This is a genomic window from Actinoplanes sp. NPDC051861, assembly GCF_040681145.1.
Taxonomy (GTDB): Bacteria; Actinomycetota; Actinomycetes; order Mycobacteriales; family Micromonosporaceae; genus Actinoplanes.
In genome coordinates this window covers 178,099-202,678 of sequence record NZ_JBFAYE010000006.1, presented here as the reverse complement: position 1 = coordinate 202,678, position 24,580 = coordinate 178,099, and the positions used below count along the sequence as shown (strand labels likewise).

The 24,580-nt window shown below is 69.5% G+C and carries 26 protein-coding genes; 9 read left to right on the top strand and 17 right to left on the bottom strand.

The genetic code is table 11. From position 1 onward, the window contains the following. Positions 1-153: 153 nt before the first annotated feature. Genes AB0M02_RS19635 through AB0M02_RS19605 form a run of 7 tightly spaced genes read right to left on the bottom strand, consistent with a single transcriptional unit; the run spans position 154 to position 7,753 of the window. Positions 154-2,190, bottom strand: a complete 2,037-nt coding sequence (locus tag AB0M02_RS19635; RefSeq protein WP_364228598.1) for a PQQ-dependent sugar dehydrogenase — start codon at positions 2,188-2,190, stop codon at positions 154-156. A gap of 31 nt (positions 2,191-2,221) precedes the next feature. Further along, complete coding sequence (locus tag AB0M02_RS19630) at positions 2,222-3,154, bottom strand: LamG-like jellyroll fold domain-containing protein (protein ID WP_364228596.1); 933 nt, start codon at positions 3,152-3,154, stop codon at positions 2,222-2,224. Positions 3,155-3,164: 10 nt separating this feature from the next. After that, positions 3,165-3,914, bottom strand: coding sequence for an ABC transporter ATP-binding protein (locus AB0M02_RS19625; protein WP_364228594.1), 750 nt, complete (start codon positions 3,912-3,914; stop codon positions 3,165-3,167). Beyond that, positions 3,904-4,632: an ABC transporter ATP-binding protein gene (locus tag AB0M02_RS19620; RefSeq protein ID WP_364228593.1), complete on the bottom strand. Its 729-nt coding sequence runs from the start codon at positions 4,630-4,632 to the stop codon at positions 3,904-3,906. Before AB0M02_RS19620 ends, AB0M02_RS19625 begins: the two co-directional genes overlap by 11 nt. Next, the gene (locus AB0M02_RS19615; protein WP_364228591.1) at positions 4,629-5,645 is read right to left on the bottom strand and encodes a branched-chain amino acid ABC transporter permease; all 1,017 of its coding nucleotides are present in this window, start codon (positions 5,643-5,645) and stop codon (positions 4,629-4,631) included. The genes AB0M02_RS19620 and AB0M02_RS19615 overlap by 4 nt, the downstream gene beginning before the upstream one ends. A 1-nt stretch (position 5,646) precedes the next feature. After that, the gene (locus AB0M02_RS19610) at positions 5,647-6,534 is read right to left on the bottom strand and encodes a branched-chain amino acid ABC transporter permease (protein WP_364228590.1); all 888 of its coding nucleotides are present in this window, start codon (positions 6,532-6,534) and stop codon (positions 5,647-5,649) included. A 7-nt stretch (positions 6,535-6,541) separates the two neighbouring features. Beyond that, entirely contained in the window at positions 6,542-7,753 is a 1,212-nt protein-coding gene (locus AB0M02_RS19605; RefSeq protein ID WP_364228589.1) for an amino acid ABC transporter substrate-binding protein, read from the bottom strand. Between the two features lie 99 nt (positions 7,754-7,852). Here AB0M02_RS19605 and AB0M02_RS19600 point away from each other — a divergent pair, with 99 nt between their 5' ends. Next, positions 7,853-8,881, top strand: a complete 1,029-nt coding sequence (locus AB0M02_RS19600) for a LacI family DNA-binding transcriptional regulator (protein WP_364228587.1) — start codon at positions 7,853-7,855, stop codon at positions 8,879-8,881. On the opposite strand, the gene AB0M02_RS19595 is transcribed toward AB0M02_RS19600, so the two are convergent. After that, positions 8,878-9,540, bottom strand: a complete 663-nt coding sequence (locus AB0M02_RS19595) for a DUF305 domain-containing protein (protein ID WP_364228586.1) — start codon at positions 9,538-9,540, stop codon at positions 8,878-8,880. The genes AB0M02_RS19600 and AB0M02_RS19595 overlap by 4 nt on opposite strands. 138 nt (positions 9,541-9,678) lie before the next feature. Here AB0M02_RS19595 and AB0M02_RS19590 point away from each other — a divergent pair, with 138 nt between their 5' ends. The 4 genes from AB0M02_RS19590 to AB0M02_RS19575 all read left to right on the top strand — a co-directional run bounded on the left by AB0M02_RS19590 (position 9,679) and on the right by AB0M02_RS19575 (position 12,904). Then, on the top strand, positions 9,679-11,106 hold the full coding sequence (locus AB0M02_RS19590; RefSeq protein WP_364228584.1) for a hypothetical protein: 1,428 nt from the start codon (positions 9,679-9,681) through the stop codon (positions 11,104-11,106). A gap of 127 nt (positions 11,107-11,233) precedes the next feature. Then, the gene (locus AB0M02_RS19585) at positions 11,234-11,632 is read left to right on the top strand and encodes a hypothetical protein (RefSeq protein WP_364228582.1); all 399 of its coding nucleotides are present in this window, start codon (positions 11,234-11,236) and stop codon (positions 11,630-11,632) included. Then, entirely contained in the window at positions 11,629-12,501 is an 873-nt protein-coding gene (locus AB0M02_RS19580; protein ID WP_364228580.1) for a hypothetical protein, read from the top strand. The genes AB0M02_RS19585 and AB0M02_RS19580 overlap by 4 nt, the downstream gene beginning before the upstream one ends. A 43-nt stretch (positions 12,502-12,544) precedes the next feature. Further along, positions 12,545-12,904, top strand: a complete 360-nt coding sequence (locus AB0M02_RS19575; protein ID WP_364228579.1) for a hypothetical protein — start codon at positions 12,545-12,547, stop codon at positions 12,902-12,904. A 7-nt stretch (positions 12,905-12,911) separates the two neighbouring features. On the opposite strand, the gene AB0M02_RS19570 is transcribed toward AB0M02_RS19575, so the two are convergent. From AB0M02_RS19570 to AB0M02_RS19550, 5 genes are all read right to left on the bottom strand, one after another. Continuing rightward, complete coding sequence (locus tag AB0M02_RS19570) at positions 12,912-13,538, bottom strand: response regulator transcription factor (RefSeq protein ID WP_364228577.1); 627 nt, start codon at positions 13,536-13,538, stop codon at positions 12,912-12,914. Next, positions 13,535-14,800, bottom strand: coding sequence for a sensor histidine kinase (locus AB0M02_RS19565; protein WP_364228957.1), 1,266 nt, complete (start codon positions 14,798-14,800; stop codon positions 13,535-13,537). Before AB0M02_RS19565 ends, AB0M02_RS19570 begins: the two co-directional genes overlap by 4 nt. Before the next feature lie 5 nt (positions 14,801-14,805). Beyond that, a complete protein-coding gene (locus AB0M02_RS19560; RefSeq protein ID WP_364228575.1) occupies positions 14,806-15,543 on the bottom strand; it encodes an ABC transporter permease in 738 nt (245 codons plus the stop codon). Positions 15,544-15,548: 5 nt separating this feature from the next. After that, the gene (locus AB0M02_RS19555; RefSeq protein WP_364228573.1) at positions 15,549-16,457 is read right to left on the bottom strand and encodes an ABC transporter ATP-binding protein; all 909 of its coding nucleotides are present in this window, start codon (positions 16,455-16,457) and stop codon (positions 15,549-15,551) included. 93 nt (positions 16,458-16,550) lie between these two features. Next, complete coding sequence (locus AB0M02_RS19550) at positions 16,551-17,744, bottom strand: glycosyltransferase (RefSeq protein ID WP_364228571.1); 1,194 nt, start codon at positions 17,742-17,744, stop codon at positions 16,551-16,553. Between the two features lie 110 nt (positions 17,745-17,854). On the opposite strand from AB0M02_RS19550, the gene AB0M02_RS19545 reads away from it, so the two are divergent. Continuing rightward, a complete protein-coding gene (locus AB0M02_RS19545) occupies positions 17,855-18,316 on the top strand; it encodes an SRPBCC family protein (RefSeq protein ID WP_364228569.1) in 462 nt (153 codons plus the stop codon). Between the two features lie 76 nt (positions 18,317-18,392). Here the strand turns inward: AB0M02_RS19545 and AB0M02_RS19540 are convergent, their stop codons facing one another. Continuing rightward, positions 18,393-19,967, bottom strand: a complete 1,575-nt coding sequence (locus AB0M02_RS19540; RefSeq protein ID WP_364228567.1) for an NAD(P)/FAD-dependent oxidoreductase — start codon at positions 19,965-19,967, stop codon at positions 18,393-18,395. Positions 19,968-20,064: 97 nt separating this feature from the next. On the opposite strand from AB0M02_RS19540, the gene AB0M02_RS19535 reads away from it, so the two are divergent. Further along, positions 20,065-20,529, top strand: coding sequence for an SRPBCC family protein (locus AB0M02_RS19535; protein ID WP_364228565.1), 465 nt, complete (start codon positions 20,065-20,067; stop codon positions 20,527-20,529). A 171-nt stretch (positions 20,530-20,700) separates the two neighbouring features. Here AB0M02_RS19535 and AB0M02_RS19530 read toward each other — a convergent pair whose 3' ends face one another. After that, entirely contained in the window at positions 20,701-21,267 is a 567-nt protein-coding gene (locus AB0M02_RS19530; protein ID WP_364228563.1) for a hypothetical protein, read from the bottom strand. A 268-nt stretch (positions 21,268-21,535) separates the two neighbouring features. Between AB0M02_RS19530 and AB0M02_RS19525 the strand changes: the two genes are divergently transcribed. Beyond that, entirely contained in the window at positions 21,536-21,745 is a 210-nt protein-coding gene (locus AB0M02_RS19525) for a hypothetical protein (RefSeq protein ID WP_364228561.1), read from the top strand. A gap of 102 nt (positions 21,746-21,847) precedes the next feature. Here AB0M02_RS19525 and AB0M02_RS19520 read toward each other — a convergent pair whose 3' ends face one another. After that, on the bottom strand, positions 21,848-22,297 hold the full coding sequence (locus tag AB0M02_RS19520; protein ID WP_364228559.1) for a hypothetical protein: 450 nt from the start codon (positions 22,295-22,297) through the stop codon (positions 21,848-21,850). 101 nt (positions 22,298-22,398) lie between these two features. Here AB0M02_RS19520 and AB0M02_RS19515 point away from each other — a divergent pair, with 101 nt between their 5' ends. Then, positions 22,399-22,755, top strand: a complete 357-nt coding sequence (locus AB0M02_RS19515; protein ID WP_364228557.1) for a DUF6401 family natural product biosynthesis protein — start codon at positions 22,399-22,401, stop codon at positions 22,753-22,755. Positions 22,756-22,834: 79 nt separating this feature from the next. Here AB0M02_RS19515 and AB0M02_RS19510 read toward each other — a convergent pair whose 3' ends face one another. Next, complete coding sequence (locus AB0M02_RS19510; protein WP_364228555.1) at positions 22,835-24,487, bottom strand: hypothetical protein; 1,653 nt, start codon at positions 24,485-24,487, stop codon at positions 22,835-22,837. Positions 24,488-24,580: the final 93 nt, after the last annotated feature.

Here is a 24,580-nt window from a genome sequence, read left to right as displayed (position 1 = left end):
TCCGCACCCCAACTCCACACACAAGCACTTCACCCCATTGCGTGTGGAGTTCAGCCGCCCTCCGCACCCCAACTCCACACACAAGCACTTCACCCCCTTGCGTGTGGAGTTGGGACGTCATGTGCGCCCCAACTCCACACACTGAAAAGGGGGTTAGGTGGCGGGAGTGCCGGTGACGGTGAAGTCGCGGGTGCGGCCGATGTTGTCGAAGGAGCCGAAGCCGACGCGACCGGAGGAGAACGTTCGGTCTACCGCCGTCATGACCGGGTCGGCGCACCCGTCGACGTAAACCGCGATCTCGCCGGTGGACGGCACATGCTTCACCCGCACCGAGTGCCAGCTCGCGTCGGTGATCGCCGGGTTGGCGCCCCGCGACCGCCCGTTCCACTGGTAGTCGATGCGGAACCGGTCAGCGTTGTCCACCCGGAAAATCCCATTATGCGGATAAATCGTGTTATCGGAGGAGAGGTGGGCGTAGTAGAACTGCGTGTCCGACTGGTAGCCGAACACGATGATCACATCCCGGTTCGAGATCTCGACCGGCGTGTCGAGACGTACCGAAGCGTTGATCTCGACGCTCGAGAACGCCGGTCCCTTGGTCAATACCGCGTACTCGAAGGGCCGCCGCGGCCCGGGCCGCTCCGCACCCGCCTCGGCCAGGATGATCTCGCGGTTGGTGAACTGCCACTTGGCCGGGGTGACCGGCGCCCAGTTCGCCGCGCCCGCGGTGTTGCGCACCCGGGTGTTCCCGACCGGCTCGTCCGCGAACGTCGCGAGACCGGTCACCTTCCAGATCTTCCCGTTCGCCTTGGCCAGGATGTACAGCTCACCCCTGCTGTCGGTGCCGAACCGCAGGTCGACCCGCTCCGGGTTGCCGGGCGCACCGGGTCCGGACAGCTGCTGCATCCGCACCGACTCACCGGCCGGCGTGAACAGGTGCAGCCGGTGGATCGTCGCCGGCGGACGGCCGCGGCGCATCTCCGACGCCTCGGTGTAGAACACGGTGCCCGCCACCAGGTCGCCGAAGACATACTTGCCGCGCAGCGCCGGGATGTCGTTGCCGCGGTAGACGAAGCCACCCGCGACCGCCACGCCGACGTCGTCGGTGCAGTTCCAGCCCGGCGCCGGGTTGTGGTCGTACGTCGCGACCGGGTACACGTACCCGAAATCGGCGTCGTTCGGAGGCAGCGGGTAGAGCCGGTCGCAGACGTTCGTGGCGGTCTTGTCGAAGACCAGCGAGCCCTCGCGCTCGCTCCAGCCCATGTTGTCGCCGGGCCGCACCTCGTAGATGGCCTCGGTCGACTTCTCCCCGATGTGCCCGAGGTACAGCTTTCCGGTGGCCCGGTCCCAGCTGAACCGGTGCGGGTCGCGGAACCCGTACGCGAAGATCTCCCCGAGCGCGCCGGCCTGAGCAGCGAACGGGTTGTCGGCCGGGATGCCGTACTTACCGTTGGCCGAGTTCGTGCCGGCCGGGTCGATGCGGATCAGCTTGCCGTGCAGGAGTGCCAGGTTCTGCGGGTCGGTCGTGCGTACGCCGATCCCGCCGTCACCGACCGCCAGATAGAGCTTGCCGTAGTCCGACGACCCCCGTCGTGCCGTCGGGTTGAAGTTGATCTCCTGGATCCCGTGGATCTGGCCGGCGAAGCCGACACGCAGGATCTCCCGCCGGGTGCCGGCGAACGTGTCCGCGGCCGGGTCGGTCGCGGTCCACTCGTTGACCACGCCGTGGAACAGGGTGGTCCCGGACTGCTGGAAGTCGGGCGTAACGGTGACCTGGGACGCCTGCTCGGTGTGGATCGTGTAGAACTTCCCGTTGCCGGCGAAGTCCGGGTGGAACGTGACGTACCCGAAGCCCTGTCCGAGCCCGCGCCCGGAGAAGAACTGCGGTGCGAAGGTGGCGGCCACGTCGAGGTAGACGTGCGGCACGCCGTTCTTCACCAGGTACAGGTTGCCGTTCAGGTCGGGCACCGCCCGGCGGCCGGAGCCGTCCGGCACTTCCATGATCGTGTTGATCCGGGCGTGCCGCATGAGCCGGACGTCGGTCGGCGCCGGGGTCGGGTTGGACTGCGGGAAGGAGGCGTAATCGGTCAGTACCAGGCCGAGGCGGGACGCCGACGGCTCCACGACGACCGGGTCGTCGATCGGCTCACCCGGAGGAGCCGCAAGCGGCGCCCCCGAAAAAAGCAGCAATGTAGACAGAAATCCGGATAAAATCATGCCGCTACCCCCGTGACTTCATGAAGCGATACTGAGAAGCAATCTCCCGTGCCGACAGCGAACGATCGAGGAACATGAGCGCGTCCATCCGGCAGTCGCACGGATTGCGCTCCACGGTGTTCTGCGGGAAGCTCCCGCCGATCTTGATCCCACGCGGATCGGTAGCACTCGTGACGTGCGGGCCGGGCCCGGAGACCCCCCACGGATCACCGGCAACCGTGTAGAACCCCTCCACCGGGACGCCGTTGCGATACAGCGCCATGGTCCCGGCGTTGAAGTCGAACGTCGCGGCGAGGTGGACCCACTGGTCCTTGGGCAGCAGGGTCTGCCAGTCGGCACTGGCCGCGAACGTCTGCGACGCCCCGCCGTCGATCCGCCGGCCCAGCGCCACCAGGCGAAGCGTGCCCTCCACATTGATCAGTTCGAGGAGCGCGCGTACGGCGTGCCCCTCGGAGTCACCGGTGAGGAGCCCGGCGAGCCCGATCGCGTTGTAGCGGTCGTCCGGTGCCGGTGTGACGGTGTTGAGCGCCGGGCCGTCCATGGAGCGTTTGAACCAGCCCAGCACCGTGGTGCCACCGACGGCGTTGAAGGCGCGCAGCGTGCGCACGCCGGTGGGTGAATAAATCCCGGCTTTCCAGTCATCGTTGGACAATTCGGCCCCAACCTGCCGAGTCTGCAACGCGCGCCGAGCACCGGGATAGGCAGGATCGACGACGCGAGACGCAGTGCCGCCGTTGATCAGTTCGATCTCCGTGGAGGACCGGCCGAGGTCACGCTCCAGAGCCGGGTCGTCCGGCATCGGATGATCGAAGTCGTAGAAGGCGATGAGATCGGACCGAAGGGATGGGTGTACGTCACGCGGGCCGCTGTCACCCGCATTGACCGGTGTTCCCAGGCTGAGGATCAGGACCATCGAGACAGCGAACGCGAGTCTCATGGGCGACCTTTCAGATCTTGGGTTGAACACGAGGCTCGGCAGGACGCCCGCCGAGGTAGAGCTCCCCGAGCTGCGGATCGGCCAGAAGCTGCCGGGCGGGCCCGGAGATGTGCACGCGCCCGAGATCGAGCACGCACCCCAGGTCGGCGGTCTCCAGGGCGCGCCGGGCGTTCTGCTCCACCAGCAGCACCGCCGTCCCGGCGTCCCGCATCCGCACGACCTGGTCGAACACCGTGCTGGTCGCTTTCGGGTCGAGCCCCATCGAGGGCTCGTCGAGCAGGACCACCTTCGGGTCCACCATCAGCGACCGGGCGAACTCCACCTGTTTCTGCTGCCCGCCGGATAGCAGACCGGCGAGCGATCCCCAGCGGTCGGCGACCACCGGGAAGACCTCTTTCACGAAGGCCACGCGTTCGGCGACGCGGGCCTTGTCGCGCATCGTGTACGCGCCGAGCAGCACGTTCTCCTCGACGGTCATCTCGCTGAACACGCTGTGTCCCTGCAGCACCAGCGAGACTCCGGCGGCGAGCATGGCCTGCGGCCCGCGCCCGGTGACGTCCTCGCCGCCGACCAGCACCCGGCCGTCGCGCGGTTTGAGCAGCCCGGCGGCGGACTTCAGCACGGTGGACTTGCCGGCGCCGTTCGGCCCGACCAGGCACACGATCTTCCCGGCCGGCACCTCGACGCTGAAGCCGCGCAGCACCGGCGCTGCCCGGCCGTATCCGGCCACGACGTCCACGAGGGAGAGTTCAGACGCCAAGGTATGCCCCCAGAACGCGCTCGTCGGTGCGGATGGCGGACGGCGGTCCCTCGGCGATCGGCCGGCCCCGGTCGAAGACCACGATGTGGTCGCTGATGCTCATCACCAGGTCCATGTTGTGCTCGACGATCACGAAGGTGCGCCCCTCCGCGTTCAGCTCGCGCACCAGCGCGCCGATCCGGTCCAGCAGCGCCGGGTTCACCCCACCGGCCGGCTCGTCGAGCAGCACGGTTTCCGGCTCCGCCATCAGCACCCCGGCCAGCTCGAGCAGTTTCTGCTGGCCCCACGACATGTCGCGGGCCTCGGCGCCGGCCAGATGCTCGATGCCGAGGCGGGTCAGCCAGCCCATCGCCCGCTCGATCTCACTGCGGCCACGCGCGCCACGCAGAGCATTCAGAAAACCTTTGGGGGGTACGGAGGAAAGCACGTTTTCGAGGGCCGTCATCCGGGGGAACGTCCGGCAGAGCTGGAAGGTCCTCCCGAGACCCGCCCGCGCGATCCGGTGCGGAGCCCTGCCGGTGAGGTCGCGCCCCCCGTATTCGACCGTGCCGCTGTCCGGCTTGATCATGCCGGTGACGCAGTTGAAGTAGGTGGTCTTGCCGGACCCGTTAGGGCCGATCAGCGCGTTCACCTTGCCGGCCTGGAACGCCACCGTGGCGCCGTCCAGGGCGGTCACCCCGCCGAATGATTTGCGCAGGTCGGTGGTCTGCAGGGTCATGTCGAGCCTCCCGCGTTCTGCAGCCGCTGCTCGCGCAGCTCGGCCGCGGTCACCTCACGGATCGAGGCGCGCTCGGAACGGTCGAACCGCTTGATCAGATCGCCGATCGCGGGCAGCACGCCGTCCGGCATGAAGAGCACGACGAGGGCGAGCAGGACACCGGTGGCGACCAGGTGCAGCGGGGTGTCGCCGTACTCGACCTTGAAGTACTCCAGCGCCGAGCCGACGATCAGCGCGCCGACCACCGGCCCGAACAGTTGCCGGACGCCGCCGAGCAGCGCCATCAGCACGAGGTAGGAGCCGGTGAGGATGGAGAACTGGAAGACCGGGTCGAGGTCGCCGAACCACAGGGCGTAGAGACCGCCGGCCAGCGCCGTGAATCCGGCCGAGACGACGAAGACGATGAGCTTGTACGCGTACGTCGCGGTGCCCAGAGCCTCGGCCTTGTCCTCGTCCTCGCGGATCGACTTGAGTCCCAGCCCGAACCGGGACCGGTCGATCAGCCACCAGGCCAGCAGCGCCACGGCGAGCAGCCCGGCGAACAGGTAGTAGAAGACCCGATGGTGCTCGGGCCGGGTCAGGTCGAACGGCCGCGGAACGACCAGACCGCGGGATCCGCCGGTGACCGACGACCAGCTCTGGAACACCAGCAGAAGGATCAGGACCAGAGCGATCGACACGATGACGAATGACGCTCCGCGTACCCGCAAAGCAGCGAAACCGATCGGAACCGCGACGGCGGCAACCAGCGCGGCACCCACGAAGAGTGCGAGGAAGGACGAAAGTCCGCCCTTGACCACCAACAGGCCGGTGGCGTAGCCGCCGAGGCCGGCCAGCGCGCCGTGACCGAGCGAGATGTAGCCGGTGAATCCGCCGACGAAGTTCCACGAGGTGGCCAGCACCGCGTAGTTGAGCACCAGGACACCGGCGGAGAGGATGTACGGGTTCGGCGCGATGCTCGGGAAGACGAGGATCCCCACCGCGAGCAGCAGGATGCCGCCGATCTTCAGCAATCTAGAAACGCTGGGCAAGACGACCTCCGAAGAATCCCTGTGGTCGGAACGCCAGCGTCGCGAAGAGCGCGACGTAGAAGACGGTCTGCGCCCACGTGGTGCCCATCGGGATCTGCAGCAGGCTCTGCGCCATGCCGAGGACCATCGCCGCGATCGCCGCGCCGGGCACGCTGCCCAGGCCGCCGACCACGATGATCGCCATGAGCGGGCCGATCCAGTGCCAGTGCAGCGACGGGTAGATCGTGGTGTCCAGCGACAGCGCGGTGCCGCCGACGGCCGCGGTGGCCAGGCCGATGCCGAAGCCGAACCCGGCCACCCGCTCGGTGTCGATGCCGAGCAGCCGCGCCGCGTCCCGGTGCTGGATGGTCGCGCGCAGCGCCCAGCCGAACCGGGTCCGCTTCATCAGTACGTAGAGCGTGGTCAGCGCCACCGCGGCGAGACCGAACGCGATCAGCTTGACCACCGCGATGCGGGCGCCGAACAGCTCGATGCTCGCCGAGCCGTAGCCGAGCTGCACGCGCCGCTGGGTCCCGGTGAACACGTAGCCGAGCAGGCCCTCGATGATCAGAGCCACCGCGAACGTCAGCAGCACCGACATCATGGTGAGCGTGGCTGGTCGGAGGCGGGTCAGAAGCAGCCGCTGCAGCAGGACGCCGGCGCCGAAGAAGAGCGGAACCGAGACGGCCATCGAGAGCAGCGGGTCGATGCCGATCCGCTCGTGCAGCCACCACGCGAGGTACGCGGCCAGGATGAGGAACGCCGAGTGGGCGATCATCACGACCCGCATGATGCCGAAGTAGAGGGTGAGCCCTGAGGCCAGCAGGGCGTAGAGCCCGCCCAGCAACAGCCCCAGGAGCACACTCTGGAACAGCAGTGCGCCGGATGGCATCAGCGCATCACCATGCCGGCTTCGGATAGATGAACTCGGCCTCCTTGACGGGCGCCGGGAGAACGATCTTGATGTCGCCGGAGACCCACTGCTGGATCATGTGAGCGCCCTGGGGCTTCCCCGTGTCGTCCCAGGACAGCGGCCCGACGACGGTCTGGACCTCGTTCGCCCGGACCCAGTCGACCAGCTTCTTCTGACAGTCGCCCTGCTCGGCGCAGCCCACCGCGGCGACCGCTGCCGCCACCACCTGGCCGGTGGTGTAGCCGTTGGCCTGGTCCTCCTCGGGCGCCTTGCCGAACTGAGCCGTGTACTTCTCGACGAACTCCTTGTTGCTCTCGTACGGCGCGTCCTGGCTGTAACCGGTGGGCGAGAGGATCCCCTCGGTCTTGTCGCCGACCGCCTTCGCGAACTCGGGGTTGGTCGGCGCGGTCGAGAACGCGGCCAGCTTCGGCTGGTAGCCGAGTTGCTGCAGGGCGACGATGAGGTTCACGCCGTCCTGGTACTGCGAGCCGCCGACGAGCACGTCGGCCTTGGAGTCGGCGATCTTCGCGGCGATACCGCTGAAGTCAGTGGTGTTCGGCGGATAGACCTCGTTCACCACCGTCTTGACGCCGCCGGCCTCCAGTTTCGCCTTCAGCCCGTACGCCGTGCCCTGCGCGAACGGGTCGTCCATCGCCGCGTAGGCCGCGGTCTTGGGACGCTGGTCGGCCGGCATCGTGAGGATGTGCTCGGCCAGGTAGTTGTAGTGGTCGTTGGCGACCGCCGGAGCGGCGTAGAAGAGGTTCTTGAACCCCTGCTCGAAGACCTCCTTGGCAGCACCGGCCGGCTCGACGAAGAGCATTCCGTACTCCTCGGCGACGCGGGCGGAAGGCACCACCAGGCGGGTGGAGAACGGGCCGAAGACCAGGTCGACCTGGTCCTTGCCGATCAGCTGTTCGTAGTCGGCGACGACCCGGTCCGCATTGGACTGGTCGTCGAGGATCTTGAGTTCCACGGGGCGGCCGAGCAGTCCGCCCTTGTCGTTGACGACCTTCGCCCACGCCTCGTACCCCTGCTGCACGCCCTTGCCGGGCTCGGAGAAGTCGCCGGTCAGTGGTAGCGAGACGCCGATGACGATTGGCTCGTCCGTGCTCTCACCGCTGTCGCCCCCGTCGCCGCCGGAGCAGGCGCCGAGTGTCAGAATCGTGGCTATGGCCAGGGCTTTCCCAATTTTCGACATCCTCGGACGCTCCCTTGCACCGAGTACGTAAGCGCTTCCGTAAGCGCTTACGTACTCTATGCTTAGATATTGATCACCAGCAATAGCTCAGGAGATCTCGTGCCGAAGCCGGGTCCCGGGCTGCGCCTCATCGACGTGGCCCAGCGTGCGGGCGTCTCGATCGCCACCGCGTCACGCGCGCTGGCCGGTCGCGAGGGCGTGAGCGAGGAGGTGGCGAACCGGGTCCGGCAGGTGTCGCGCGAGCTCGGGTACGTGGCCAATCCGTTCGCGCGTACGCTCGCCGGCGGCGCCAGTCCGACGGTCGGCCTGATCGTGCACCAGGTCGACGACCCGTACTTCTCGGAGATCGCCGGTGGGGTCATCCAGCTGGCCGACGAGCAGAACCTGCTGGTGCAGATCTGCCACTCCGGCCGCGACCCCGACCACGAGCTGCGGCAGATCCGCAACCTGATCGCCCAGCGGGTCGGCGTCATCATCGTGGCCGGCTCCGGGTACGGCGACCCGCACGCCGAGGCCCTCGCGAAAGAGGTGCTGGCGGGCTATCAGGACACCGGCGGCCGGGTGGCGGTGATCGGCCGGCACGCGCTCGGCACCGACGCCGTGCTACCGGACAACGAGGCCGGCGGCCGGGCTCTGACCGCGCACCTGATCGACCTCGGGCACCGCAGGATCGCGGTCGTCGCCGGCACACCGGGCCTCAATACCGTGATCGACCGGCTGGCCGGGGTGGCCGCAGCACTGCGCGACGCCGGGCTGTCACTGGCGGACATGCCGGTGGTGCACACCGACTTCGTCCGCGAGGGCGGCCGGGTGGCCACTGAGAAGATCCTGCGCGACCATCCGGAGGTCACCGCGATCGTCGCGCTGAACGACGCGATGGCCATGGGTGTGCTCGCCACCCTGCGCGAGCGCGGCATCGACGTGCCGGGCCGGATGTCGGTGGTCGGCTTCGACGACGTGTCGGTGGCGGCGGACCTGGCGCCCAGCCTCACCACGATCCGGCTGCCGATGACCGACATGGGGCGGATGGCGCTCGAACTCGCCCTCAAGCCGAAAGCCGGCCGCCCGCGCCGCCGCGCCACCGGCCACCAGTTGATCGTCCGGGACTCGACCGGGCCGGTTCTCTAGATTTTGAGATCCGCCATCCGGTTGATCTCGGCGCTCTGCTCGACGGCCATCTCGTTGGCGAACTCCGACAGCATCCGGTCGGTGCCGCCGTTGAGCACGTCGGTGGCCATCTGCAGCGCGCCGCGGTGGTGGTCGGACATCATCGTGACGAACCGCTGATCAAAATCGGCGCCGCTGGATCCGGTCAGCGCGGCGAGAGCGGCCTCGGTCTGCATACCCGGCATGGTGGAATGATCGTGAGACGGGTCACTCTCCGGCTTGCCGCGGTCGGCCAGCCAGTCGCGCAGGTACTCGATCTCCGGCTGCTGTGCCGCCTGCATCCGCGCCGCAAGAGCCTTGAGCTGTGAGTTTCCCGCACGGCTCGGTGCCAGCTCGGCCATCTGGAGGGCCTGGATGTGGTGGGCGATCATCATCTGGGCGAACGTCGCGTCGATCGTGTTGTACGTCGATCCGTCCGGTGCGCGTACCTGACCCGCGTCGCTCACCGCGGCGGACTCGCCCGGCTTGCCCGGCAAGATCACGGGAACCGGCTCGGAGCTCGCACTCGGTGCCGCCTGCTTCGGCGGTTCCTCGTCGGTGCAGCTGACCAGCGCGAACCCGCCTGCGCCGAGGACCGCGGCCAGTACTGCGGCACGCATCCACGCGCGCTGTCGGGTCATACGACGCCTCCCGGTGCCATTTCGAGATCACCAGGACCCCGCATTGACGACTATGGTAACGACGAACGTCATTCGTACTGTGCGCGTCCGTGTCATCGCGCGGTGTGCCACAGTACCTCCTCAGCCGGAGGGAGCTCCATGAACCGAACTGCCCCACGAGGGCGGCTCAAGCGCCTGGTGTATCTGGGCGCGGCGGTGCTCGTGTCGAGCATCGTGGTCGCACCGGCGAGCGCGGCGCAGGCGGAGGCGGCGCCGATTCCCGGAGTCGACGAGATCGTCTCCAGCCCGAACATCAAGCAGATCGCCAACGATCCCAAGCCGGACATCTTCGCCGCGCAGGACTCGTTCAACTCGGACCTGGCGTTCCAGGGCCGGTACGCGTACAGCGGCAACTACAACGGCTTCACCGTTTACGACATCAGCAACCCGCGTGACCCGAAGCAGGCCGCGGCTGTTCTCTGCCCCGGTTCGCAGAACGACGTTTCGGTCTACGGTCACCTGCTGTTCCTCGGCACCGACTCGCCGCGCAGCGACGACTCGTGCGCGAGCACTTCGGCGCCGGCCCCGGTCGAGAACCGCTGGGAAGGCATCAAGGTCTTCGACATCAGCAACCCGCGGAGCCCGAAGTACGTGGCCTCGGTCAAGACCGACTGCGGTTCGCACACCCAGACGCTGGTTCCCGGCAAGGGCTGGGACAAGTCGGTGTACGTCTACGTGTCCTCGTACGACGTGTTCCGCAACCCGCCGGAGTGCGCGGCACCGCACGACAAGATCTCGATCGTGAAGGTTCCGCTGCGCAACCCGGCCGCCGCTGCCGTGGTCGCGGAGCCGGTGCTCTTCCCGGACGGCGGTTACCCGGGCGGCCCGACCGGGCAGAGCGCCACGGCCGGCTGCCACGACATCACGGCGTACCCGTCGAAGAACATCGCGGCCGGCGCCTGCATGGGTGACGGCGTGCTGTTCGACATCTCCAAGCCGGCCGAGCCGAAGGTGATCACCTCGGTCCGGGACACCACGAACTTCGCGTTCTGGCACTCGGCCACGTTCAACAACGACGGCACCAAGGTCGTCTTCACCGACGAGCTCGGCGGCGGCGGCCGTGCCACCTGCAACCCGACGATCGGCCCGAACCTCGGCGCCGACGCGATCTACGACATCAAGGGCAAGGGCAAGAAGGCCAAGCTCGAGTTCCGCAGCTACTTCAAGATCCCGCGGGAGAACGCCGCGACCGAGAACTGCGTGGCCCACAACGGCTCGCTGATCCCGGTCAAGGGCCGCGACATCATGGTCCAGGCGTGGTACCAGGGCGGCATCTCGGTCTGGGACTTCACCAACTCCAGCAAGCCCAAGGAGATCGCGTACTGGGAGCGCGGCCCGCTCAGCACCACCCAGTTGATCCTCGGCGGCTCGTGGTCCGCGTACTGGTACAACGGCTACATCTACTCCAACGACATCCAGAAGGGCCTGGACGTCCTCAAGGTGACCGACCACCGCCTCGGCAACGCCGAGTGGCAGCGCACCTGGCAGTTCAACGCCCAGACCCAGTCCGACTACCGCCACTGGTAATTCTCGGCCGAACAAACCGGCCCGGACCCGTCGAGGGTCCGGGCCGGTTTGTCTTTTAGGCTCATTTGACCTCAAGGTGCAGAATGTCGGTATGCACCATTTAGGTCCGGTTCGCCGGTCGATTGTGTTGGCGCTGCCGTTGGTGATCGCGGTGGCGCTGGGCTCGGGTTGCCAGGGCCGCATCGGCGCCGGCCCGGACATGCCCGGCGTCGACCCGCGGGCGGAGGCCCCGGCCCCGGAGCCCGAGAGCGTCAAACGCAAGCAGAAACCGAGAAAGAAGAAGAAACGGAAGCCGAGACCGGCTCCTTCGCCGACGGCTGACCCCATGCCCCCGGCGACCGGCACAGCGGACCCCGAGCCGGAGCCGACCGGCCCGTGGCCGACCGATCCGGCTCTGCCCGGCATGGACCTGCCCACGATGCCCACGACGGACAACGCGACGGATCCGGCGGTACCCGGACTCGATTCGCAGCACGTGCCGGTGCCGGCGGTCCCCTCGGAGCCCGACCCGAAGCCGACGCCGTGAGCAGGCAGAGCCGTGCACGCCGCGCCGAGAGTGAACGGTTCGCGGCCGGGTTCGCAGCGACACACGGCTCGCTGGAGTACATCACGCTGCTGGTGACGCCACTGGCGCTGTTCAGCGGCATCCTGTACTTCCTGGCCTGGATCCGGACCCGCGCCTACTTCTCCTGGTTCGGCGTCGACCCCCAACTGGTCGGCTTCAGCAGCCAGGACTACCTCCTACGCGGAGCGACCCTGGCGTTCCGCCCGGCGGCCTCGATGGTGCTGATCGGAGTGGTGGTCTTCGTCGCGATGCGAACCGTCACGGCGGCGGTACGGCGGTCACCCCGCGCCCGGCTCCCACTGGCCACCACTCTCTGCGGCCTGGCCGTCGCGTCGCTGTCGCTCGGCTTCGTCGTCCTCTTCGACCTCGCCCAGCCGACGCCACCACCACAGGGCGCTCTGCTCCTCGTCTGCGGCGGCCTCCTGGCGGAACTCGGCATGTTCGCCACGACCGTCGACCGGCGCGGCCACATGCCGGTCTTCCTACGCAGAGCCCTGGTGATCGCCGTCGTCCTGCTCGGCCTCTTCTGGTCCTGCAGCATCCAGGCACAACAGGCCGGCCGCCAGACCGCCCGCGACGTCGCCGCCGCCCTGGACCGCCAGCCGCACGCCGTCCTCTACAGCACCACCGACCTGGCACTGCACCTGCCCGGCGTACACCGCGAGTCCCTCTCGAAGTCGGCGCGGTACCGCTACCGCTACTCGGGCCTGCGCCTGCTCGTCTTCAACGCCAAGCGCTGGATCCTGCTCCCCGAGTCCTGGCAACGCGGCGACGCCCCCGCAATCATCCTCCCGGACACCACCAACCTCCGCGTCGAACTGCGGCACTGAGGGACCGCGAATCATGGACGGTGATCGCTCGTAGGTGGACCAGATGCAGCAGGAGGTGGCCCAGGCTCGGCTCGACGAGCGGATGATCGCCCTTCGTGAAACCGTGGGTAACGGGTTCTCCGATCTGAGCCGGCTGATCGGAGATCTGCGGACGGCGATCGCTGAGAGCCGAGCCGAGAGCCGGGAGCAGGTCGCGGCGGTGCGGGCCGAGCTTCGCGAGGAGGTGTCCGGGCTGCGGGCGGAGCTGGAGAAGCTGGCTGCCGAGCTGGAGGCCGAGCAACAGCGGAACGGCGAGCGGATCGGGATGCTGGAGGCTTTCCGGTGGAAGCTGGCCGGCGCCGCGGCGGTGCTGAGTGTCACGGCGGGCGGCGCAGGCGCTTCGTTGGACCGACTGTTCAGCTGACGGATGGTCAGTCGCGGCCCAGCAGGCCCCTCTCGAAAGCCGTGGCCACCGCGGCGGCGCGGTCGCGGACGCCCAGTTTGGCGTACGCGTGCAGCAGGTGGGTCTTCACGGTGGCCTCGCTGATGAACAGGCGGCCGGCGGTCTCGCGGTTGGAGCAGCCCTGCGCGATCAGCGTGAGCACCTCCAGTTCGCGCTGGCTCAGCGGCTCCTTCGCCGGGGAGCGCAACTCGCCCATCAGCAGGCCGGCGACGGCTGGGGAGAGGACCGACTCGCCGCGGTTCGCTGCTATGACGGCGCGGAAGAGGTCCTCGCGTGGGGTGTCCTTGAGCAGGTAGCCGGTTGCGCCCGCCTTGATGGCGGGGAGCACGTCGCTGTCCGTGTCGTACGTCGTCAGCACCAGCACCCGGGCCGCCGAGCCGCGGGCCTTGAGTTCGCGGATCGTGCTGACGCCGTCCATCACCGGCATCCGCAGGTCGAGCAGCACGACGTCCGGCCCGACCGCCTCGGTGACGGCCAGCGCCTCGCGGCCGTTGCCGGCCTCGCCCAGCACCGTGAACCGGTCGTCGCCGTCGAACATGCCACGCAGACCGTCGCGTACCACCGGGTGGTCGTCGACGATGACCAGCTTGATCATGCGGCACTTCCGATCGCGATGGCCGGTACGCAAGCGGAGATCGCTGTCCCCGAACCCGGCTCCGACTCGACCTCCAGCGTTCCGGCGATGCGGCCGAGCCGCTCGCGCATCCCCCGCAGCCCGAAGCCGCCCTCCTCGGTGAGCTCCCGCTCGGCCTCCGGGTCGAAACCGTTGCCGTCGTCACGGACGTCCAGGGTCACCACATCCTCCATGTAGGACAGCGTCAGGCCGACCCGGCCGGCCGCCGCGTGTTTGGCCACGTTGGCGAGCGCCTCCTGCGCCGTACGCAAAAGCGTCGTCTCGATCTCCGGCAGCAACGGCCGCGCCATGCCGGTGGTGGTCAGGTCGGCGCGCACCCCGTGCAGCCCGGCCCAGCCGCGCACCACCTCGTCGAGGGCCTCGGGCAGCCGCGCCGCGTCCAGGTGCTGCGGGCGCAGCGCCTGCACCGACCGGCGCGCCTCGGTGAGGCTCTCCCGGGCGAGCCGTTTCGCCGCCGCGAGGTGCCGGTCGCGTTCGACCGGGTTCGCCTCGGCCGCCTCCAGCTGGGTCACGATTCCGGTGAGTCCCTGCGCGAGCACGTCGTGGATCTCGCCGGCCATCCGCTGCCGCTCGTCGAGGACACCCGCCTCGCGGGCCTGCGACACGAGCTGGGCGTGCAGACCGGCGTTCTCCTTGAGGGCCGCCTCCAGCTTCGCGTTCGCCTCGGCCAGCTCGTCGATCATCTGGTCGCGGCGGGCGGCGGTCTGCTCGGTCTTGCTCTCCACGCTCAGCATCACCGTGGCGATCAGCAGGTTGCAGCCGAGGACGGCCAGGTAGAGGAGGATCGTGAAGTCCCAGCCGACGTTCTGGAAGCCGCCGATCTGCGAGCCTGCCGCGATGCAGGCCACCGGGATCGCCCCGAGGATCCGGGCCCGGCCGACCGGCAGCGCGTACGCGACGAAGAGGTATCCGGTCCAGGTGAAGACGCCGTAGAACGGGCTGGTCCAGACGAGCGTTCCACAGAGGGCGAACAGCCCGGCCAGGTAGACCATCATGTACGGCCGGCGGGTGGACCACTGCGGGTGCAGGGTGATCCACCAGAACATCCAGGCCGCGGTCGCGACGGTCAGCCCCACGATGAGCCACAGGGGCCGGTTGGGGAGGCCGACGTCGCGGGTCGCCAGCGCCAGGACCAGCGACCCGATCAGGGTTCCGTACGTCAGCCAGGTGAGCCACCACTCCCGAACCTCGGGGGAGCCCTCCTGCGCCTCGGCTTCCAGCATCACCGTTACTCCCAGCGGAACAGTTTCACCGCGGCGGCCCCGCAGATCACCAGGTAACCCAGGAGCACGGTAACCGAGTGCAGGCTCGGCGACTGTCCGGTGAGGGCGTCGGTCATGAGGTTCTGCCCGGCGGCGAGCGGGGTGTAGTCGCCGATCTGCCGCAGGAGGTCGGGCATCACCTCGCGGGGCACCCACAGCCCGGCGGCGAACATGAACGGGAAGAACAGGACGGTGCCGATCGCGTTGGCGGTCTTGCCGGTCGGTGCCAGGGCGGCCAGCAGCAGGCCGATCGCGAACGCGCCGGAGCAGCTGAGCAGGATCGCGAGCACGAACGTCAGCGGCGCCTCCGGAAGCGGCACGTCGAACATCAGGTTCGACACGGCCAGGACGAGGACGCCGGCCACGCACACGGTGATCAAATTCATGACGAGCTGTGCGCCGAGCAGCATGGTCGGGCCGACCGGTGTGGTGGCGAGCCGTCGCAGGATCCCGCGCTCGCGATAGGTGGCCAGCACCGAGGGCATCCCCTGCAGGCCGATGATGGCGATGGACATCCCGATGACGATGCCGGCGTAGAGGTCGATGATCCGCAGGCCCTCGATGCCCGGCACCGGCTCCCGCATGGGCGGCACGTTGCCGAGGATCACGATGAGAAGCACCGGGAACAGTACGGTGAAGAACGCGTACAGCGGGTCGCGGAGACTGATCCGGAACTCGTTCAGGGTGAGTTTGACGAAGGTCATCGGAGTCACTCCTCGCCGTTCATGGTGCGGCCGGTCAGGTGGACGAAGGCGTCGTCCAGGGTGTTCTGTTCCATGCGCAGCTCGGCGGCGACGATGCCGTTGCGGGCGAGCACCGAGACGACCGCGTTCAGCAGGTTGCCGTTGCCGACCACCTCGATCCGGTCGCCGTGCCGGCGCACGGTGTGGACCTCGGGCAGGACGGTGAGCAGCTCGTCGTCCATCGGCGTGGACGGGCGGAAGTGGATGCGCACCTCGTCGCCGGTCCGCTCGACCAGGCCGGACGGGGTGTCCAGGGCGACGACCTCACCCTTGTCGATCACGGCGATCCGGTCGCAGAGGCGCTCGGCCTCCTCCATGAAGTGGGTGACCAGCAGCAGCGTCACGCCGCGGTCGCGGATCGAGGAGATCAGGTCCCAGGTGTCGCGGCGGGCCTGCGGGTCGAGGCCGGTGGTCAGCTCGTCCAGGATCGCGATCCGCGGGTTGCCGATCAGCGCGAGAGCGATCGACAGGCGCTGCTTCTGGCCGCCGGAGAGCTTGCCGTACCGGGTCTTCAGCTTCGCCTCGAGACCCAGGTCGGCGACGAGCTTGCGCCAGTCGGCCGGGTCCGGGTAGAAGGCGCTGTACAGCTCCAGCGCCTCGCGGACGGTCAGCTTCTCCTGCAGCTCGGACTCCTGCAGCTGCACGCCGACCTTCGAGCGCAGCTCCCGGTCGCCGGGGGTGTGCCCGAGTACGGAAATGGTCCCCGAGTCCGCGGTACGCAGGCCCGCGATGCACTCGACGGTGGTGGTCTTGCCCGCACCGTTCGGCCCGAGGATCCCGAAGATCTCCCCCGGTTCGACGGTGAACGAGACGTCCCGAACGGCGACGGTCTCGCCGTACCTCTTCGCCAGGTTCTTGACCTCGATGACTGTCATGCACTCAGCGTCGCCGGAACACCCCCGTGCCCGAATCGAACAGCGAGCGAGAACGGCGATCAACCGATCGGTGGATGCCCGGCTGCACCGGTACTAAGCCATCGCCTCCGTGCTCGCCCCGGACGGGGTGGCGCGGCGGCCGGTCACTGTCGAATAGACCGAGCCGATCTGCGCGGCGACACGCTTCCAGGAGTACGCCTGACGGGCGCGGTCCAGCGCGGCGGTCGCGTACGTGAACCGGCGCACCTTGTCGTTGACCAGCCGTCGCAGCGCCCCGCCGAGCGCCCTGGGGTCACGGGCCGGAACCAGGTCACCGGTCAGCCCGTCCACGACTGTCTCGGTCAGCGCCCCACCGGCGGCACCGATGACGGGCACACCGCACGCCATCGCCTCGAGCGCGGCCTGCTCCTCCCAGGGGGTGGCGTACAGCAGGTCGGCGGAGCGGTACCAGGACGGCATGTCGCGGTAGGGCACCGAGCCGACGAGGCGGAACCGGTCGGCGACGCGGAACTGCTCGGCCATCGCCCGCAGCACCTTGGCGCCCGGGTCGGCGGGCAGCTGGTCCGGAGACGGGCCGCCCACCACGATCATCTCGGCGCCGGGCACGTACCGCATGGCCTGGATGACCTCACCGAAGCCCTTGCGCTCGACGAGCTTGCCGACGGAGAGGATCCGGGGACGTTCCGGGTCGCGCGGCGCGGCCGGCCCCTCGGGCGTGAACCGGTCGCTGTTGACACCGGCCGGTACGACCGAGAGTCGCGCCCTCGGGACGCCGATGCGCACGAGTCCTCGTACCTCTTCCTGGGTTTGTGCCACCACCCGGTCCACCGCCCGGCCGAGCGCTCGCTCATAGCCGGACCGAGACGGCCCGGTCTCTGAATCGGCCGTGACCGGCGCACCCAGCTCGTGGAACGACTGCACCACCGGGATGCCGACCTGACGCGCCGCGGTGACGGCGGCCAGACCGCTGGTCCAGAAGTGGGCGTGCGCCACGTCCGGTGCCCAGTCGCCGGAGGTCCACTGCTCGCTGAGCACCCGCGCGAACTCCCCCATGTGCGGCAGCAGCATGTCCGGCGGGAGCGGCCGGGCCGGTCCGGCGGCGACATGAACGACATGCACGCCGCCCGGGGTCAGCACCGTCTCGGCCACGTCGGTGTCCTCACGCCGGGTGTAGACGCGGACCTCGTGGCCGAGCTCAGCCAGTGCGCCGGAGAGCTCGGCGACATGCGCGTGCTGATCGCCCGCGCCGAGCGGGCTGGCGTGCTCGGAGATCATCGCAATTCGCACGGGGTCTCCTCCAGCCGGAATCGGATACGAGGGTGCCAGTTGCCCGGCACGTCAGGACGTAAACATGGCCGGGCCGTTACGACCCACGCCAGCAGGGTAATCGTGCTGCCGTGGCGACAGTTGCGCGTACGGTCCAGGCCCCGCCCGAACGAGTCTTCTCCGTCCTCGCCGACGGCTGGAGCTACAGCGACTGGGTGGTGGGCACGGTACACATCAGGGACGTCGACCCGCACTGGCCGACACCGGGGTCGAAACTCCACCACAAGGCGGGTCCGTGGCCGCTCTCCCTGCACGACTCGTCAACGGTCCTGGCCTGCGAGCCGGGCCGTCGCCTGCGGCTGAACGCGGGGTTGTGGCCGCTGGGCGCGGCGATCGTGGACATCCGGTTGGAGCCGGCGAGTGAGAACACGACCCGGGTGGTGATCCACGAGGATTTCGAGGCGGGGCCGCTGCTCTGGATCCGCAACAGGGTCAACGACCTGATCCTGCACCGCCGCAACATCGAGACTCTGCGGCGGCTGGCGGACATCGCGGAGCGCGCACACGATTACCGGCGGGCGGGGACCGCGTAGTCGTTCGGGGACCGGGCTCGTGCGCCCGGACCCCTGTTTCATCGGGTCAGGAACGCGATGGCATTCGACAGCGCATTCACCGGTAGACGGCTCGGTGAGCGGCACCCACCACCGCCTGATAGGCCGCCCCGGTCAGCGCCCGGTCCCGCGCCACCGCCGCCCGAGCCGCGTTCGCCCCCGGCGCCCCGTGCACCCCTCCACCCGGATGCGCCGAAGCACTACCCAGGAACAACCGATCCACCGGCGTATCCGGCCGCCCCAACCCCGGCACCGGCCTCAGGAACAACTGCTGGAACGCCGCCGACGTCCCCCCGCCCAGCGCCCCACCCACCAACGACGGATTCTCCCGCTCCATGTCCCCCGGAGCGAAGACGTTGCGCCCCACAACCCGGCCAAGGAACCCTGGAGCGTGCGACTCCACCACCGCCTCGACCCGTCCCACCTGTTCCTCGATCTCCCCCGCCGACCAGGACGCCCGGTGCGGCAGGTGGGTGTACGCCCACACCGACTCCGTCCCCTCCGGCGAATGCGAGGCATCCGCCGTGGTCATCTGCCCGAGCAGCACAAACGGATCCGACGGAACCTCCCCAGTAGCCAAATAACCGGAATATCGCGTCAAACCGTTTAAATCTGCGCCTAGGTGGACTGTTCCGGCGCTCACCGGGCTCCTCCACGGGATCTTGGAATTCACCGCCCAGTCGATTTTCAGGGTCGCCCCGTCCCACCGGAAGTGCGCCAGATCCTCCACCAGTCGTGGCGGCAACCACCGCGCGCCCACCAGATCCAGGAACAACGCCGGCGCCGGCACATCCGCGATGATCGCCCGCCGCGCCCGCCAGTCGCGCCCGTCGACAGTGCGCACCCCCATGGCCCGCCCTCGCGCCACGAGAACCTTCGAAACAGGCGCCGAGTACACGATCTCCCCACCCCGCGCCTCGAGCCGCCGAACCAGAGCCGACGTGATCTGCTGCGCGCCGCCCACCGGCACCGGCCAGCCCACCTCCTGGCCGAGCATCGTGAGCAGCCAGCCGAACACCCCGCCCCCGGCCTCCTCCGGCGACAGATCGGTGTGCAGCGCGCACCCCGCCAGCGCCAGCTTCGCGCCCTCGCCGCGGAACAGCTCCGACCCGAGTTCCCGGGCCGAGAGCATCAGCCGGCGGCCGAGCCGCAACGAGCCGCCCACCCCGAGGCGCCGGGCCAGGCGCAGACCGCCGCGCACCGGGGGGAACGGGGTGAACAGCGTGTCCAGCATCCGGTCGGAGACGTCGGTCCAGTCCTCGTACGCGTGCCGCCACCGCTCGCCGTCCCCCGCGGCGAACTGCTCCATCGAGGCCATCGTGACCTCCAGAGACCGGTTGATCGTCGCCGTGCGGCCGTCCGGCAGGACGTGGGTGAGCACATCCGGCGCGTGGGTCCAGCGCAGATCCAGGTTCAGGGCACGCAGGACCGGTGAGGCGTACCCGAGCGGATAGAACGAGCTGAACAGGTCGGACAGGTAGCCGGGCGCGGTGACATATCCGGACCGGACCGCGCCGCCCGGCTGCGCGGTGGCCTCCAGCACCCGGACCGACCAGCCCTCGTCGGCCAGCAGGTTCGCCGCCACGAGCCCGTTGTGACCGGCGCCGATCACGATCGCATCCACAGTCTCCACAACCGCACGCTACCCACGAGCTCGGCGTTTAGGCCCGTCAGTGCCGGGCACCCCTTCATGCAACGGGGAAAAGTGAAGCAAGTGAAGGGAGTACCACGTGAGTACGGTTACCGAGTTCGTTGACGTCAACGTCCCGGTACGGACCGCTTACAACCAGTGGACCCAGTTCGAGGAGTTCCCTCGGTTCATGGAGGGCGTCGAGGAGATCAAGCAGCTCGACGACACCCACACTCACTGGAAGACCGAGATCGCGGGCGTCCGGCGCGAGTTCGACGCCGAGATCACCGAGCAACTGCCCGACGAGCGCGTCGCCTGGCACGCCACCGAGGGCGAGAAGCAGGCCGGCGTGGTCACCTTCCACCGCATCGACGACAGCCACACCCGGGTCACCGTTCAGATGGACTTCGACCCGCAGGGCTTCGTCGAGACGGCGGGCGACAAGCTCGGCGTGATCGACCGCCGGGTCAAGGGCGATCTGCATCGCTTCAAGGAGTTCATCGAGAGCCGCGGCGGCATCGAGACCGGCGCCTGGCGCGGCCAAGTAGACCGACCGGGCATCTAGATTTCTGATCGCGGGACGGCCGTCTCCGGGCGGCCGTCCCGCATGTCACGGCCGTTTCGGGTCATTCTCAAACCTTTCATAGGGTACGTTCGATCCCGCTCTGCCCCGGCAGACCCGCGACCCGACTGCCACGGCACGCCTCTGCCGCGCCCGCCGGGCGGAGCTGCCCACTCACCCGCCCCGAGGCCCGACCCCCGCGCTCAGATCCCGGGCGGGGCGGCGCAGGGTCAGGCTGCCGAGTCCGCCTTTCGCCCGCAGCAGGTAGCGGTCCTCCGCGCGGGCGTACCCCCTCTCCCGCAGCACCGTCCCGGCCGCCGTGCCGTTGTTGACCGCCCACGGCGCCGTCACCGCACCGGCGCCCTGGTCGAACCGGATCTTGAACGGGGCCGCGGTCCGCGCGATCACCACCGCCGTACCGATCCCGCCCACGAACGTCACCGGCACGGTCCCCTCCGGATCCGGCAACGACAGCTCCGCCAGCCCCGACGCACCGAGATCGACCCGGGTGACCCGGCCCTGCCGCAGGAGCAGCTGCTGCTCCCCCGCGCCCGCCGGTAGCCGGATGTCCCAGCGGACGTCCCGGTTCAGCACGATCCGCACCTCGTCGAGACCGTCCCGCCCGGTCGACCGCAGTCGCACCGACACGCGCCCGCCGCTCCGGCTCACGACCGGGACGACACCCGAGTCCGGCGCCGTGCTGATCCGGTAGAGCAGTCCCGGCAGCGAGGCGAGCTGCACACGTACTCGGCTTGCCGCATCACTCAGAGTGAGCCACGCACCGGTCCGGTCCTTCAGCGGGCCCGCCACCACCCGATCCGGTGCCGAGGCCGAAGGTCGCGGCGGCCGTGGTTCCGACTCGGAACAGGAACCCGCTCCGAGCAGCAGAAACAGGCTGGCGACGAGCGCGCTTGAGCGACGGCGACGCAGGGTGAGGGGCACCATCGGTCAACGGAGAATCGGCCGAACGGGTGACGGCGAAACGTCCCGATCGAGCAACACTGTCCGAGTGCGATCTGCCGGTTTCCTCTCCGAACGTCAGCGCCGCCTCGCGTGGCTGGGTTTTCTCCTCGCCGCCTTCCAGGCCCCGCTGGCAGCGAAGCTGATCGATGACGCTTCCTGGTTCTTCGCCGTCGTGGTGTCCCTCGTCGTGGCCACCGTGATCATCGCCGACGACGCCCAGCGCCGCCGCCCCGAACCAGCCGACTACGCCGAGTAGCCCCCGGGCCGGCCCGTCTCACCCCGAGCCCCGGCCGGCCCCGCCTCACCGCGCAGCCCGAGCCCCGGCCGGCCCCGCCTCACCGCGCAGCCCCCGGGTCCGCTACCCCGTCCCGCCGGGCAGCGCCTCGTGTCCGGGCCGCCCCCGGGTGCGCCGACGCTCCTTCAGCTCGGCCTCGTACAGATGCCGCCGCCCCTGCGCCAACCGATCCCGGGCGTCCCGCTCGAGCGCCCGGAACTCGCTGTAATACCCGTCGTCGAACTCCTCGACGATCTGGAACGTCCACCGCCCCGGAATCACGTTCCGCCCGATCAGCTCGCGCTCGATCCGCTCGGCGATCGCGGTGTGCCCGCCCTGCATGAACAGCGACACCGCCTCGTCCAGCATGAAGTCGGCCGTGCCGGTCAGCTGATGCAGGGCGTGCAGGTGCCCGCGGACCCGCTCCACCGTCTCCAGCGCCTCGCTGAACTTCCCCAGCGCCTGGACGGTGACGTCGTCCAGGCCCGGCGGCCGCCGATGCGCCTCGTCCGGCCCGTCTCCCGTAACCGCCACAGCCCCTCCTCCGTAGAGATCTTCCCACCGCCGACGGCTTCAACCGACCTGCACCGTGGGGAGAACCGTCGGCTACCCGTGGCTCCATAACGTTTCTTCTCATGAATGGCCTGTTCAGCAACGCCGCCGCCCGCGCTGCTCAGCGCTCCGCCCACGCCTCGCTCGCCGACCTCACCGCCGCCGTCGGCATCAGCGGCCTCGCCGCCGCCCAGGAGAACCCCGGCCTCATGTCGGTGATCGACCAGCACGCCGCCGGCGTCCGCGACAGCCTCAACGCCGACTCGCGCCCGCTGACCGCGATCCTGCTGGCCGCGTACTCCGAGGGTGTCCGCGACGCCGCCTTCCAGCACGGCTGGAACGCTCCCGAGGGCCCGATCGACTGGACCCAGAACGACTGGGTACTCCGTCGCCTGCTCGCCGTCTGCTCCCTGGCGCGCTCACTGCCCGCCCCTCGCTGACCAGCCTCTCCGCACCACCCTGCCGTCCAACGGGGCCGGCACCGGACCTCTCCGGTGCCGGCCCCGCCGCGCGTTGCCGTCAGCTCTCCGTGTGCCGCTTCGGGCCATCCGCCCCGATGATCTGCGTCTTCTCCTCGGCCGGCAGCGACACGACCTGGGTGCGCTCGCCGTCGTCATCGGGCTCGATCACCACGGTCCGCTCCGGCCCCGGGAGCCGGACCAGGCTCGACTCCCGCACATCGGAGCCGGACGTGACCACCCGGGTCTCCTCCTCCCCCGAACCCATGACGACCGTCGTGTCCGCCTCGTCATCGCCCCGCCGCCCCCGGGTGTCAACCGTGTCGTCCTCACCCCGCGACGAAGCCGTGTCCACCGTCGCGTCCTCGTCCCGCGTCGACGCCGTGTCCACCGTGTCGTCCTGCGCGTGCGTGTCGACCGTGTCGTCCCCCGAGACCACCGCCGTCGGCTCGTCGTGGTCGGCGTGGTCGTCGCCGAAGCCCGGGACGAAGTGGGGCCGATCGTCCACCACCGGCGCCACGATCACCTGAGTGTCGTCCGCCGCCAGTTCCCGTGCGCGCCGCTCCTCCGCCGCCCGCCGGGCACCCTGCCCCCACTTGCCGCCCTCACTGCGCCGCGCCTCCTCAGCCCGCCGCTCCTCCTCGACCCGGCGCTCCTCGGCCAGACGAGCCTCCTGAGCCAGCCGCGCCTCCTCCCGGCGCTTCTCCTCAGCGACCCGCGCCTCCTCTCGGCGCTTCTCCTCAGCGACCCGCGCCTCCTCCGCCAGACGAGCCTCCTCAGCCCGGCGCTTCTCCTCGGCCACCCGCGCTTCCTCGGCCCGGCGCTTCTCCTCAGCGACCCGCGCCTCTTCAGCAAGGCGGGCCTCCTCAGCCCGGCGCTTCTCCTCAGCGACCCGCGCCTCTTCAGCAAGGCGAGCCTCTTCAGCGCGGCGCTTCTCCTCCGCGACCCGGGCCTCCTCCGCGAGACGTACCTCCTCGGCGCGGCGGGCCTCCTCCTCGGCCGCCTGGCGGGCGCGCTCCTCCGCATACGCCTTGGCCTGCTGGCGGATCGCCGCGGACTCGGTGGCGGCGCGGTCCAGCCAGCCCTCCCACCGCTGCTGCATGGGCCGGATCAGGCCGCCGCCGACGCCCACGATGATCACGCCGGCGACGGTGGCCAGGATCGTGATCAGCAGGGGGCGGGTCACCGACGTGGCGATGCCCACCTGGTCGAGGCCGGCGATCACGCCGAGGGCCACGATGACGGCGGCGACCGCCTTGGCCAGCACCCGTGCGTAGCCCAGATCGCCGAGCGCCGTGACGATCAGGTCGTGCGCGGCGCCGGCGACCGCGGCCGCGACCACCACCACGACGATCCCGACGAACACCTGTGGCAGCCACGCGATCAGCGAGTTGAGCAGGTCACTGACCGGGTTGGGTCCCCAGAGCCCGAACGCCAGCTGAACCGCGATCAGCAGCACGACGAAGAACGCCAGCCGCGCGCAGACGTCGGTGGCGCTCGGGGTGCCCTCCCGGAACAGGCGCCCGGCCGGGCCACGCTGGACGGCGCGGTCGAACCCGACCCGCCGCAGCGCCTTGCCGGTCACCGTGCGCGCCAGCCGGGCGAGCAGGTAGCCCACGATCAGGATTGCCAGGAACGCCACCGCGTACGGCAAGAAGAGCACCACGGAGCGCCACAGATCGCTCAGCCCACGGCTCAGCCCGTCCTCGGTCATCCGACCTCCCAAGCGACACGAAAGCGATACGACAGGAGTACCACGAGCCTGCGACAACCACCTCCGGTGAATCCCCCGTGCGGAAACCGTCAA